We start from the raw sequence: 13037 nt of genomic DNA, 5'->3' as shown, positions 1-13037 counted from the left end.
ATGACGGGCAGCGTCGGCTGGTTCATCGTCGGGCTGGTCGCCTTGGCGATCGGTGCCGAGGTGATGGTTCGCGGCGGTGCGGCGCTGGCGCCACGGCTGGGCCTCAGTCCGATGCTGATCGGCCTGACGGTGGTGTCGATCGGCACCAGCCTGCCCGAGCTCGCCGTCGGTGTGACCGCCGCGCTGGAAGGCAGCGGCCAACTGGCGGTGGGCAACATCGCCGGAACCAACGTCGTCAACATCATGTTCATCCTCGGTCTCAGCGCGCTGATGCGCCCGCTGGCAATCGAGCAACGCACCCTGCGCCTGGACCTGCCGGTGATGGCCGGGGCGGCGGTGCTGCTGTGGATACTCGCCGTCAATGGCGAGCTGTCGCGGCTGGACGGGCTCATTCTGGTCTGCTGCGCCATCGGCTACAGCGTGATGCTGATCCGCATGTCCCGACGCGAGAGCCCGGTCACCCTCGACGCTTACGCCCACGCCTTCCCGCCCACACAGCAGGCTGGGGAGGCGACGAAACAGGTTGGCACCAGCACACTTCAGCACCTCGCCGCGACCCTCGCCGGGATCGCGGTGGTGATAGTCGGCGCGGAGTGGCTGGTCGACGGCGCGGTCGGGATCGCGCGAGAGTGGGGAGTGTCGGACGCTCTGATCGGCCTCACCATCGTGGCGATCGGCACCTCGGCACCGGAATTGGTGACGACGCTCATTTCCACGGTGCGCGGCGAGCGCGACATCGCGGTGGGAAACCTGCTCGGCAGCAGCGTCTACAACATCCTGCTGATCCTGGGTATCACGTGCTTGGTGCCCGCCCACGGGCTGGGGCTGACGCACAACCTGGTGTGGATCGACATTCCGATCATGGTTGCCGCCAGCCTGGTCTGCATCCCGATCTTCATCTCGGGCCGGCGGGTGCACCGGGCCGAGGGGGCCGCGATGGTCGCGGCCTACCTCGGCTACCTGGTTTTCCTTGTGAGCTTCCAGGCTTGACGGGACGTGTTCAGACCGAAAGGTCGCGGCGCAATTTGGCGACGTGGCCGGTGGCCCGCACGTTGTACTGTGCGACGGCGATCTTGCCCGTTTCGTCGACGAGGAAGGTCGAGCGGATCACGCCCTGAACTGTCTTGCCGTACATGGTCTTTTCGCCGAACGCACCCCAGGCCGTGAGCACCTCTCGGGCGGGGTCGGACAGCAACGGGAAGGTGAGGCCTTCCTTGTCACGGAACTTGGCCAGCTTCTCGGGCTTGTCGGGGGAGATGCCCACGACGTCGAGTCCGGCCTCGTTGAGTTCGGCGAGACTGTCGCGGAAATCGCATGCCTGCTTGGTGCAGCCCGGGGTGGATGCAGCCGGGTAGAAGTACACGATGACCTTGCGGCCCTTGTAGTCGGACAGCTTGACGGTGTTGCCGTCGGCGTCGGGCAGGCTGAAAGCCGGGGCGGTGTCTCCCACCTCCAGGCGCGGGGTTGGCGGCATGCGTGGGTATCCCTTCTCGTCGACCGGTTCCGTCGTCACGGGGCCGGCTGATCTAGGGTAGTGCGGCAGGGCAGCACGACGTGGAGCGGCTTGGAGGAGCAAACAGTGGCGAACCGGGACCCGGACAGCATCAAGCGCGACATCGATCAGGCGCGCGATCAACTGGCACTGACTGTCGACTCCCTGGCCGAGCGGGCCAATCCGCAGCGGTTGGCCGATGACGTCAAGTCCGCGGTCATCGGGTTCGTCAAGAAGCCGGCGGTGGCGGCATCGCTGGCCGGTGCGGGTGCGCTGGTGGTGTTCGTCGTCGTCAGACGAATCAAGAACCGCTGAGTCGTCGGCGGGTTATCGGCGACGGAGCAGGAGCCAGTCCGCCAACGAGAAACTCGGTGGGTTGGCGACGCGCCCGAGGCGGCTGCAGCTGTGCACCATGACGGGTTGATCTGCAGCAACGAACGCTGAGGTGGATGCAGCCGTGGGGTCGACGCCCCCTGCGGTAGTCATCAGCTAATGCCTCTTATCTTGGCGTTGTCGCCACGCTGTGCTGAGTCGCATCGAGTCAGCTAACGTTCAGATTAGCATGGTTTAGGCGTCTGAACTGCAAAAGCAGCCGACTCTGCATTCTATGCAGTAACTTACGATCACGTCAACATGCGACGTCTGATCGGGCTTGACGATCGTACGCGCCGATCGTCAGCACATTCTCCGCTGTCGGTTGAAGTCGTTGTTGCAGGCTTGTCGCGCCAACTCTCCGCAAAGGTATTCCGTCGCCTGGGTGTCGGCCGGGGCGGCCCGGGCCCGGTGGCGCCGCGTTCGCAGCCAGTTTGCTGAGGTCATCGGGCTGCGGGCGACGCCGCCGGTGGCCCGGGCGGGTGTGCCATGGGAGTAACGATTGGCAAACTCCGGTTTCTCTGGTACACGCACGGGTGCTGCGCAACTCGACGGCACGGTGGCCCCCGCTGCGAAAACCACTGCATTGCATGGGCAGAACGGCTCTTTCTGGACGAATCGGTTGCTACTGCATAGGTGTACAGCTAAGGTCGACCTCACGTCAGGATTGGGGAGGCGAGCCTGGATCTTGGTCCTGGCCGCAACACGTGACAATCGTGTGACAAGGGGGTATCGCGTTGCAGCTAACTTTTTTGCCGTTTGCCAGGATGGCTGCATGCGCGTTCTCCGGTGCAGTTGACCCCGACGGTTGTATCGCCGGGATTCGCTGACAACACCCGATGGCCCAGGTCGAACCTCCGGATGGCGATGTGGGCTTTGGTCACACCGACTGGAGGTAGCCATATGGCGCATGTGAGCGATGAAACCCTCGGCGATCTACGCCGGGAACTCGATCGCTTCAAGAGCGAGCAATACCGGGACCGCGGTTACGCGGCCGCGCATCTCGCCGGGGCGGTGGAGATGCTGCTGGAGGAAGCCGAGTCGAGTATTGCCGACCGGCTGGCGGAGGGATATCGGGCCAGATAGCGCACCGAAGCCGGGGCGGTCTCTCGCCGAAACGCAAAAACCCTGCCGAGGCAGGGTTTTTGGTTGGTGCGCCGTCAGGGTTTCGAACCCCGGACCCGCTGATTAAGAGTCAGCTGCTCTACCAACTGAGCTAACGGCGCGCGTGAGAGACAATAACAGGACATTCACTCAACAGTGAAATCCGCTGGTGGCGGGTGCTGCGGGGCTTACTCGCGCGCGGGAATCCCCGGCAGCCCTTAGACTGTCGCCAATAATTTGCTGTTGGTCGGGTGAGGGGCAGGTGAACAATGGGGGAGATGCAGCTGATGATGCATCCTCGCCGGAATCTCTTCCGGCGGGTGGCCGTTGCCCTGGTCCCCGCATTGATGTTGGGCCTGACGGCCTGCGGGGGGTCGGAGCCGCAGGGGCCGCCGCCGTCGATCACCGACAAGGGCACGCCATACGGTGACTTGTTGGTGCCCAGGGTCAAGGCCTCGGTCACCGACGGGGCGGTCGGGGTCACCATCGGTGCGCCCGTCACGGTCAGTGCGGAAAACGGTGTTCTCGGCGCCGTGTCCATGACCGATGAAGACGGTGCCGCTGTCGCCGGGAAGCTCAGTGCCGATGGGCTCACCTGGTCGAGCACCGACCCGCTCGACTACAACGAGCAATACACCCTCAACGCGCAGTCGCTGGGCCTCGGTGGTGTCGCCAATCGCAGGCTGCGGTTCGAAACCCATTCGCCGGCCAATCTGACGATGCCCTATGTGCTGCCCAACAACGGAGAAGTGGTCGGGGTCGGGCAGCCGGTGGCCGTGCGTTTCGACGAGAACATCACCGATCGGTTGGCGGCTCAGCGCGCCATCACCGTCAAGACCACCCCGCCGGTCGAGGGCGCGTTCTACTGGCTCAACAACCGCGAAGTGCGTTGGCGCCCAGCCCGATACTGGAAGCCCGGCACCTCGGTGGAGGTCACCGTGAACACCCACGGTGTCGAGTTGGGGGACGGCTTGTTCGGCCAGGGCAATGCCAAGACCCGCTTCACCATCGGCGACGAGGTGATCGCCACCGCCGACGACAACACCAAGACGCTGACCGTCCGGCGTAACGGTGACGTCGTCAAGGCGATGCCGATCTCGATGGGCAAGAACAGTTCTCCGACCAACAACGGGGTCTACATCATCGGTGACCGCTTCGACCACCTGGTGATGGATTCGTCGACCTACGGGGTCCCGGTCAACTCGCCCAACGGTTATCGCACCGAGGTCGACTTCGCCACCCAGATGTCCTACAGCGGTATCTACGTGCACGGTGCACCGTGGTCGGTGGGTAGCCAGGGCTACAGCAATGTCAGCCACGGGTGTCTGAATGTCAGCACCGCGAATGCCCGCTGGTTCTACGAGAACACCAAGCGCGGCGACATCGTCGAGGTGGTCAACACCGTCGGTTCGGTATTGCCCGGCACCGAGGGGCTGGGGGACTGGAACATTCCCTGGGAACAGTGGCGCACCGGCAATGCCAGCCTCTGATGTCGGCTAGCTGATTGAACTTTCCAGCGCCGCAAGTGATTCAGTGAGAAAGTCGGAGCCGAACGGTGGCATGCCACCGATCTGATCGCGGAAGCTCTGCGGGGTGTCGGTCCAGTCGTAGGTGAGGGTGACGTCCGTCTGGCCGTCGTCGGGGGACAGGTCGTAGCACCAGGACCAACCGCCGGCGGCATGGTGGCCGGCGTCGTCGAGTTGGCCGGGCAGCCAGGCGATGGCCCGGTCCTTTTCGAAGACGGTTACCAGGTTGTGCATGACATAGTGGCCGCCGGCCTGCGGCAGGAACATGTTGACCGCGAAGATCTGGCCCGCTGCGGTGATCGGCTCGGGGTCGATCGCGTCGCGCACCCAGTCGCCGGGCTCGGTGTCGCGGTGCCGGGCCGGGTCGGCCAGCACGGCGAACACCTCCGACGGCGACGCGGGAATGGTGCGGGTGACGACGTAGCGCTGATCGGCGGTCATGCGTCGGCCTTTCCGTACAGACGGGCGATATCGGGGCTGTCCAGCCAGCCCGAGTATGTCGGCCGCGACGGCCATCCGTCGGGTGAATCCAGCCAATCCTCTTGTCGGCCGTAGGGCAGTACGTCGATCAGGGCGAAGGTGTGGCTGAGCTGTTCGGTGCCACGGCCGTTGGTGTGCCAGGTGCGATAGACGGTATCCCCGTCGCGGAAGAAGACGTTGACCGCGAAGCCGCCGTTGGGCGCCGCGTCGACGTCGGCGCCGAATGAACTCTGCGAGGACGAGTACCACTCCATGGCGTTGCCGACCTTGCGGCGGTAGGCCAAGGCCTCCTCGATGGGCGCGTTGGTGACGATGACGAAGCGGGCGTCGTAGTTGTCGAGGAAATCCAGCCGGGTGAACTGGGACGTGAACCCCGTGCAGCCGCCGCACTGCCAGTCGGCACCGTCGGTCCACATGTGGTGGTAGGTGATCAATTGCGTGCGCCCGGCGAACACGTCGGCCAGCCGTATCGGGCCGTCGGCCGCGATGAGCGTGTAGTCGGGCAACTCCACCATCGGCAGCTGCCGTCGTGCAGCCGCGATCGCGTCCAGTTCCCTGGTCGCGGCCTTCTCCCGGCGTCGTAGGTCATCGAGAGCGGTGCGCCAGGTCTGCTGGTCGACTACCGGGGGCTTTCCTGTCGTCATGATGGGCTCCTGATCGCTGTTCGGAGAATCTCGTTCTCTCAAGTGGACCCACCGCGCGCCCGGAACTCATCGCACGCGGTAATGTCCGACGAGCGAAGGGTGACCTAACACCTAGCGATGAACCAGGGAGGTTGATCCAGAATGAGCGGTCAACGAGCCGATGCAGCCGGACTGCGTCTCCTCGTCGTCGGTGCCTCGTCGGGCATCGGCCACGCTGTTGCGGTCAGTGCCACCGAACGCGGCGCCAAGGTCGCGGTGGCGGCGCGCCGCATTGACCTGCTGAAATCCCTGGCGGACGCCATCGACGGGCACGGGTTCGAACTCGACGTCGAGGACTACGCGGCCATCAACCGCGTCGTCAACGAGGCGGCTGACGCGCTGGGCGGGCTGGACGCCGTGGTGTTCACCAGTACGGTGATCCCGTTCGCCTACATCGAGGACACCGATGTGGCCACCTGGCTGCATGCGTTCAGCGTGAACACCGTGGGCGCCAACAACGTGTTGCGCGCTGCCGCGCCCCGGCTGTCCGAAAACGGTGTGGTGCTGGTGGCCTCGAGCTACGACGTGGGCCGGCCCCGCGCCGGGGTGGCTGCCTACAGTGCGAGCAAGGCCGCCCTCGACGAAATCATGCATTCCTGGCGTATCGAGCATCCGGAACTGTCCCTCTTGCGGGTCGGTGTCGGTCCCACCGAGGACACCGAGATCCTGCGCGGCGCCGACCGCGACCTGCTGGACCAGTTGCTCAAGACCTGGGTGGAACAGGGTGCGCTGCCGGCCCGGATGTCGGCACTGCGCGACGTCGCCAACACACTGGTGTCGCTGGTGACCACCGCGTACGAGAACCCGACCGTGGTGCCCGAGATCGTGCAGCTGGCACCCCGGATCAGGAAGGGCGCAGCGCGCACCGACGCCGGGGAGTAACCCGCGGTTCAATTCAGCGGCTGGTAGTCCCAGCCGCCGCGGTGTCGGTCGAACGTCATCCGCAGTAGCGTCCCGACCGGGTGTCGCGCGGCCACCTCACACATATCGGTGATGAGGTCGGAAGCGATGAGGTCCAGTTCGGCGGGTTCGTTGACCACGCCCGCCCACGGACTGGCCGCCAGGTGTGTTCGGCAGGCGGCGATCAAGTTGTCCGGCGGTGTGCTGATTTCCCCGACGGCCGCCATCGTCGAGTAGCCGTGCGAGGTGATGCCCTGGTGCACGATGTCGCACCCACATGCGGCGTCATCACAGACCAGCGGTGCCACGACGACCTCACCGGCGGTGGCCGACCAGCGGTCGGCGGCGGCAAAAGGTCGTGAAGGCCGTTTGGCCACAAGGACTTTCATATTCTTCCCCCTGCCCCGCCGGTCGTGATCGTCGGCCTTCGAGCACGGTACCAAGCCGCCGTCGTGCGGTGGACGTCATGTCATCACGGAGTGCCCTCCGGCTGGATGCGTATGGATCGAATACCCCATGGGGTATTATCCTCGGGGTTGGGACCTATCGAAGGGGGCTGATTGTGCTCGTCGTCCTGAAACGCACGTGGGTGCTGTTGCTCGTCCTGGTGGCGGCGCTGCTCGGTGCCGTGGGGGTGATGCAACTACGCGGCATGTTCGGCTCGGACGAGATTTTCGCCGAACCGGAGAAGACCGAGGCGATCGTGTCCGTCAACGTGAAGAAGGTGACGTACGAGGTCTTCGGCCCCGCGGACGCGGTGGGCAAGATCAGCTACCTCGACGAGAACGCCAAGTCGTTCGACGCGCCGTTCACCTCGCTGCCCTGGACGCAGACACTGACCACGACCATCCCGTCCGTCATCGCCCAGGTCATCGCCCAGGGCGATGCGGACACCATCGGGTGCCGTATCACCGTCAACGGTGTGGTCAAGGACGAGCAGACCGCCAAAGGTCATGACGCACAAACCTTCTGTCTGGTGAAGGCAGCATGAGCGCCACCGGAAAGCCGCCGTCAAAGCTGATGCGCACGATGCGGGCCCTGGCGGTGCCGATCATCGTGTTCTGGGTGGGCATCACGATCGTGACGAACGTCTTCGTGCCGCAGATCGAGGCCGTCGCCCGCGAGCATGCCGTGTCGATGTCGCCGGACGACGCACCGGGGGTGATCGCAGCCAAACAGATCGGCGCGAATTTCGGGGAATCCGATTCCGACAGCATCGTCATGATCGTCTTGGAAGGCGACGAGGAACTCGGCAAGGACGCCCGCGAGTACTACGCCGGACTGGTCCAGCGGCTCAGGGACGATACCGAGCACATTCAGCACGTCCAGGACCTCTGGGGTGATCTGGTCACCGCGGGCGGGGTCCAGAGCGGCGACGGCAAAGCCGCTTACCTGCAGTTGAACGTCGCGGGCAATCAGGGCAGCACCGAGGGGATCCGCTCCGTCGACGCGGTCCGCGAGATCGTCGCCGAGCACGCGCCTCCGGCAGGGATCAGGGCCTATGTCACCGGGCCGGCGGCATTGACCGCGGACATGACCGAGGCCGCCGACAAGAGCATGTTCAAGATGATGGGTGTCACCGGTGTGGTCATCATCATCATGCTGTTGCTCACCTACCGATCGATCAGCACAACACTTCTCGCGCTGTCCATGGTCGGCGTGGAAATGGGCACCGCCCGCGGCGTCGTCGCCCTGCTGGGTGACCACGGTCTGTTGGGCTTCTCGACGTTCGTGGTGGCGCTGCTCTCGTCGCTGGCGATCGCGGCGGGTACCGATTACGCGATCTTCCTGATCGGCCGGTACCAGGAAGCGCGTCAGGCCGGCGAAGATTCGGAAACCGCGTATTACACGATGGTTCGTGGCACCTCCCACGTCATCGTCGGGTCGGGGTTGACGATTGCCGGCGCCACCGCCTGTCTGCATCTGGCCCGGTTGGACTACTTCAGCACGCTGGGTCTGCCGTCCGCGCTGGGCATGCTGATCGTCATCGCCGGAGCGATGACGATGGGTCCGGCCGTCGTGGCGGTGGGGACCCGGTTCGGTCTGCTGGAACCCAAAGGCAAGATCAAGAACCGCCGGTGGCGGCGAATCGGGACGGCGAACGTGCGCTGGCCCGGAGCCGTGCTCGTCGCGTCGCTGGTGGCCGTGCTGATCGGTATCGCGATCATGCCGACGATGAAGATCAGCTATAACGACCGCTACTACATCCCGTCCAGCGTGCCGTCCAATGTGGGCTATGACGCTGCGGAGAAGCATTTTTCGGCTGCCCGGCTGAACCCGGACATCTTGATGATCGAAGCCGATCACGACATGCGCAATCCCAGCGACATGATCATCTTGGACCGGATCGCCAAGGAGATCTTCCGGTTGCCGGGAATCGCTCGCGTGCAAAGCATTACGCGACCGCTGGGCGGTCCGATCGAGCACAGCTCGATCCCGTTCCAGATCAGCATGCAGTCGGTCCCGATCGCCGCGAACCTGCAGTTCATGAAGGACCGCATGGGCGACATGCTGACGATGAGCGATGATCTCGGCACGATGGTCGGCTCCATGGAGCGCATGCAGGCGCTGATGACCAAGATGACCGGCTCCGCCGGCGACATGGGCGGTAGTACCGCCGACATGAGCGAGATCACCCACACCATGACCGCCGATATGGGCACGATGCGGGACACCCTGAAGGAGATGCGCGACCACATCGCCGATTTCGACGACTTCTGGCGTCCGGTGCGCAACTACCTGTCCTGGGAACCGCACTGTGACAACATCCCGGTGTGCTTGTCGACCCGGTCGGCGTTCGACGCCCTTGACGGCGTGGACACGTTCACCGACCACATGGATTCCCTGGTTGCCGACGTGGGCAACATGGACACCACGATGCCCAAGGTCGCCAACGCGATGAACGAGATGGTCACCACCATGAAGCAGATGGTGGGGGAATTCCCGGCGATGATCACGGTGGCCAAGACCATGCAGGGCACCCTGCAGACCATCCACAGCAGCTTCGCGGGGATGGTCAAGCAGATGGACCGGATGACCGAGACGGCGACCGCCATGGGGCAGGCGTTCGACTCGTCGAAGAACGACGACTTCTTCTATCTGCCGCCCGAAGCGTTCGACAATCCGGATTTCCAGCGCGGGTTGAAGATCTTCCTGTCGCCCGACGGCAAATCGGCCCGGTTCTTCGTGACCCTCGACGAGGATCCGGCGACGCCCGAGGGGATCAAGGCGGTCAAGCCGGAACTGGAGACGGCCCGCCACGCGGTCAAGGGCACCCCGTTGGCCGACGCGAAGTTCTACCTGACCGGCACCGCCGCGATCTACAACGACATCCAAAGCGGGGCGAAGTACGACATCCTGCTGGTCGGATTGGCAGCGGTGACACTGATTTTCATCGTGATGCTCGTCATCATCCGCTCGCTGGTGGCGGCGGTGGTGATCGTCGGCACGGTGCTGTTGTCACTGGGTGCGGCATTCGGGCTCTCGGTGCTTGTGTGGCAGCACCTGCTGGGGCTGGATCTGAACTGGATCACCCCGGTGTTCGGCGTGATCGTCCTGCTCGCGGTCGGTAGTGATTACAACCTGCTACTGGTCTCGAGGTTCCAGGAGGAGATCGGCGCAGGCCTCAAGACCGGCATCATCCGGTCGATGGGCGGCACCGGTGGGGTGGTCACGGCTGCGGGCCTGGTGTTCGCGTTCACGATGATGTCGATGGTGGCCAGCGACCTGAGGTCGATCGGTCAGGCCGGCAGCACGATTGGTATCGGGCTGCTGTTCGACACGCTCATCGTCCGGTCCCTGATGACCCCGTCGATCGCGGCCCTGTTGGGCCGCTGGTTCTGGTGGCCGCACATCGTGCGGCCCCGTCCGGCCAGCACCATGCTGCGCCCCTACGGGCCACGGCCGCTGGTGCGCGCGCTGTTGGGCACCCGCGAGGATCGGCCCGGCGGGTCGGGCACCGACCCTGACGGGCCGACCGAGCAGATTCCGCGGCCCGCGGGTTAACCGACCCGGGTCATTGCAGCGCTGGCCCCCTCTGATTGGTGGATCAATCGGAGGGGGTCAAATGCATGGTGCCGCAGTGTATTCCGCGAGCGTATGTCGCATCGTCATCGCTGACGCGATCCACGGGGAACTGTTCGCAGGTTGCAATCTCACCGATCGCCTGATAATGATAATCATGTCCAATAGTGATTGGATCGCTCATCAGGTGGAGGTTGCCTCGTGGCCGCGATATGGATGGCCTCGCCGCCGGAGGTGCATTCGGCGCTGCTGAGCAGCGGTCCGGGTTCAGGGCCGATGTTGGCCGCCGCCGGGGCCTGGTCGTCGTTGAGCGTCGAATATGCCGCAGTGGCAGACGAACTCGCGACACTGCTCGGCTCGGTACAGGCCGGTGCATGGCAGGGCCCCAGCGCCGAACAGTATGTCGCCGCGCATGCTCCCTACCTGACGTGGCTGTACCAGGCCGGTGCCGACAGCGCGGCGATCGCCACCGGGCAGGAAACCGCTGCCGCGGCCCATACCGGGGCCCTGGCCACGATGCCCACGCTGGCCGAGTTAGCCGCCAACCATGCCAGGCAGGCAGTGCTGGCATCCACGAATTTCTTTGGTATCAACACCATTCCGATCGCCGTGAACGAGGCCGACTACGTGCGGATGTGGATCCAGGCCGCCACCACCATGGACATCTACCACGGGGTGTCCGAGGCCGCGGTGGCATCCGCGCCGTCCACCCCGGTGGCCCCGCCGATCCTGCACAGCGAGCACGATCACGACGACGAGCACGACCACGAACATGACGACCACGATCACGAGCACGAACACGGGGACGACGATCACGACCACGGATCGCACGGAGACCTGAGCCCGCTGGATCCGCGGTGGTGGGTGGAAGTCGGCCACGAACAGGCGGAGAACATCGCGCTGTTGATCGACAACCTGCTGAACGATCCTGCGGCCCTGCTGACCAATCTGCCGATGGTGCTGGCCGACATGGCTTTCCACGCTTCACAGCTGCTGCAGGTGGTCGTCCAGTTGTCCCCGGCTCTGATCCAGCCCGCGTTGAGCCTGGTGATCGCCAACGTTGGGTGGGCGGTCGCCGGCCTGGCCGTCATCACGCCGGTCGCACCGGGTATCGCCGAGATTCCGGCCGGCGCGGAGCCCGAGTCCTGGTCGGCGGCCGGGGGAGCCTCGACGGTGCCCGGCGGCGCAACCGCACCGGGCGCGCCGTCGGCCCCCGCGGCACCCGTACCCGGTGCGTCGGCGACCGCGACCGTCACCGCTTCGGCGGCACCGCCCGCCCCGCCTGCGCCGGGACCGGGATTCTTCCCGCCCTACCTGATCGGCTCGCCGGGCGTCGGCGTCCCATCTGCGGCGACCGCCGGCGCGGCGGCCGTCGCCAAGAAGAAGGCTGCTGCGCCCGATATAGCCCCCGTCGGGGCCGGCCAACAAGCCCGCGAGGCGCGCGCCCGACGCCGCCGCCGCGCCAGGGTGCAGGACCGTGGCCACGGTGACGAATACCTGGACATGGATGTGGACGCAGATGTGGGCAGCCAAACCGATCCGCCGGAGCCGACGGCGTCGGTCCGCGGTGCGGGACCGCTGGGCTTCACGGGCGTGCAGCACAAGGCGGATGCCACGACGACTGGATTGACGACATTGGACGCAGCCGAATTCGGTGACGGCCCGGCGGTGCCGCTGTTGCCGTCGACGTGGGATGCCGACTCGAAGGACTGAGCGAGGCCGGTGCCGCGCCGGCTCACGGAGTGGCGTTGATGTGCAGCGTCGCTGATCCGCGCATGGGGGCGAGGGTACGGGTTTCGGTAAACGTCGGCAGTGTCCGCCTACAGGGCTGATAATCAAGCCGGACCAGGGGGTGAATGGTGGACCGAGGTGTCGGACGTGTTGTTACACGTATTGCGGTAGCCGCCATTGCGCTGGCGCTGCTGCCGCCCCTTACCGCTTCGGTGACACATGCGGAAGCTCCCGTCGCAGGAACGCCGTGCGCCGATACGAACAAGATCGTGCCCAGCGCAGCGGGCGAGATGATCTGCTCGATAGTCGGCACCAGCCCAACGGGGAGAACAACCCAATGGACACCGCTCAACGGGAACTATGAAACGGTGGTGATGGGTTCGAGCTGCGGGCCGCCTGGGACAGACGGCGACTTCCGATTAGCACGATCGACAACGACTACTTGGTTTGGTGTGTTAGGAGCAGCGGCACAGAAACTCCCGTCTGGACTCTCGCGACACCCTGATCGAAGGTTGCGCGCCCACCCAATAGCAGCAGTGGTGGCTGGTTGATCGCCACACCGCCCCTGTCCTCCGAAACGAACATCGCCCCACCCGCGCATTTGCAGGTGGGGCGATGTTTCAGTTGGGGTGGCTGACGGGACTCGAACCCGCGACAGCCAGGATCACAACCTGGTGCTCTACCAACTGAACTACAGCCACCATCGCCGCGCAGCCTTTGGAGCGT

At 65.1% G+C, this 13037-nt stretch carries 13 protein-coding genes and 2 tRNA genes; 8 read left to right on the top strand and 7 right to left on the bottom strand.

What is annotated here, in order from left to right:
* Positions 1-990, top strand: a complete 990-nt coding sequence (locus tag FR943_RS18820) for a calcium/sodium antiporter (RefSeq protein WP_217159772.1) — start codon at positions 1-3, stop codon at positions 988-990.
* A 10-nt stretch (positions 991-1000) separates the two neighbouring features.
* Here the strand turns inward: FR943_RS18820 and bcp are convergent, their stop codons facing one another.
* Positions 1001-1474, bottom strand: a complete 474-nt coding sequence (gene bcp, locus FR943_RS18815; protein WP_217159953.1) for a thioredoxin-dependent thiol peroxidase — start codon at positions 1472-1474, stop codon at positions 1001-1003.
* Between the two features lie 105 nt (positions 1475-1579).
* Here bcp and FR943_RS18810 point away from each other — a divergent pair, with 105 nt between their 5' ends.
* On the top strand, positions 1580-1807 hold the full coding sequence (locus FR943_RS18810) for a DUF3618 domain-containing protein (protein WP_217159771.1): 228 nt from the start codon (positions 1580-1582) through the stop codon (positions 1805-1807).
* 960 nt (positions 1808-2767) lie between these two features.
* Complete coding sequence (locus FR943_RS18805; protein WP_217159770.1) at positions 2768-2950, top strand: hypothetical protein; 183 nt, start codon at positions 2768-2770, stop codon at positions 2948-2950.
* 64 nt (positions 2951-3014) lie between these two features.
* Here FR943_RS18805 and FR943_RS18800 read toward each other — a convergent pair.
* Positions 3015-3090: transfer RNA gene (locus tag FR943_RS18800), tRNA-Lys, on the bottom strand.
* A 165-nt stretch (positions 3091-3255) separates the two neighbouring features.
* On the opposite strand from FR943_RS18800, the gene FR943_RS18795 reads away from it, so the two are divergent.
* On the top strand, positions 3256-4458 hold the full coding sequence (locus FR943_RS18795; protein WP_372448192.1) for a L,D-transpeptidase: 1203 nt from the start codon (positions 3256-3258) through the stop codon (positions 4456-4458).
* A 6-nt stretch (positions 4459-4464) separates the two neighbouring features.
* Here FR943_RS18795 and FR943_RS18790 read toward each other — a convergent pair whose 3' ends face one another.
* Together FR943_RS18790 and FR943_RS18785 are read right to left on the bottom strand one after the other, a co-directional pair.
* Positions 4465-4935, bottom strand: coding sequence for an SRPBCC family protein (locus FR943_RS18790; protein ID WP_217159768.1), 471 nt, complete (start codon positions 4933-4935; stop codon positions 4465-4467).
* On the bottom strand, positions 4932-5618 hold the full coding sequence (locus tag FR943_RS18785) for a DUF899 domain-containing protein (RefSeq protein WP_217159767.1): 687 nt from the start codon (positions 5616-5618) through the stop codon (positions 4932-4934). The genes FR943_RS18790 and FR943_RS18785 overlap by 4 nt, the downstream gene beginning before the upstream one ends.
* 141 nt (positions 5619-5759) lie before the next feature.
* On the opposite strand from FR943_RS18785, the gene FR943_RS18780 reads away from it, so the two are divergent.
* Complete coding sequence (locus FR943_RS18780) at positions 5760-6539, top strand: SDR family oxidoreductase (RefSeq protein WP_217159766.1); 780 nt, start codon at positions 5760-5762, stop codon at positions 6537-6539.
* Between the two features lie 8 nt (positions 6540-6547).
* Here FR943_RS18780 and FR943_RS18775 read toward each other — a convergent pair whose 3' ends face one another.
* A complete protein-coding gene (locus FR943_RS18775) occupies positions 6548-6946 on the bottom strand; it encodes a DUF7715 family protein (RefSeq protein ID WP_217159765.1) in 399 nt (132 codons plus the stop codon).
* A gap of 173 nt (positions 6947-7119) precedes the next feature.
* On the opposite strand from FR943_RS18775, the gene FR943_RS18770 reads away from it, so the two are divergent.
* Both FR943_RS18770 and FR943_RS18765 read left to right on the top strand, forming a co-directional pair.
* Positions 7120-7548 (top strand): MmpS family transport accessory protein, encoded by a 429-nt coding sequence (locus FR943_RS18770; RefSeq protein WP_308170603.1) that lies wholly within the window; start codon positions 7120-7122, stop codon positions 7546-7548.
* A complete protein-coding gene (locus tag FR943_RS18765; RefSeq protein WP_246585124.1) occupies positions 7545-10562 on the top strand; it encodes an MMPL/RND family transporter in 3018 nt (1005 codons plus the stop codon). Before FR943_RS18770 ends, FR943_RS18765 begins: the two co-directional genes overlap by 4 nt.
* A gap of 43 nt (positions 10563-10605) precedes the next feature.
* On the opposite strand, the gene FR943_RS18760 is transcribed toward FR943_RS18765, so the two are convergent.
* Positions 10606-10764, bottom strand: a complete 159-nt coding sequence (locus tag FR943_RS18760; protein ID WP_217159763.1) for a hypothetical protein — start codon at positions 10762-10764, stop codon at positions 10606-10608.
* A gap of 32 nt (positions 10765-10796) precedes the next feature.
* On the opposite strand from FR943_RS18760, the gene FR943_RS18755 reads away from it, so the two are divergent.
* Positions 10797-12293 carry a PPE family protein gene (locus FR943_RS18755; RefSeq protein WP_217159951.1) on the top strand — a complete coding sequence of 499 codons (1497 nt, stop codon included), beginning with the start codon at positions 10797-10799 and terminating at the stop codon, positions 12291-12293.
* Between the two features lie 643 nt (positions 12294-12936).
* On the opposite strand, the gene FR943_RS18750 is transcribed toward FR943_RS18755, so the two are convergent.
* Positions 12937-13012: transfer RNA gene (locus tag FR943_RS18750), tRNA-His, on the bottom strand.
* Between the last annotated feature and the right edge of the window lie 25 nt (positions 13013-13037).

The sequence above is a fragment of the [Mycobacterium] fortunisiensis genome, from assembly GCF_019050325.1.
Classification (GTDB): Bacteria; Actinomycetota; Actinomycetes; order Mycobacteriales; family Mycobacteriaceae; genus Mycobacterium; species Mycobacterium fortunisiensis.
Note: the sequence above shows the minus strand (reverse complement) of the source record. Positions and strands in the feature narration are given on the sequence as shown.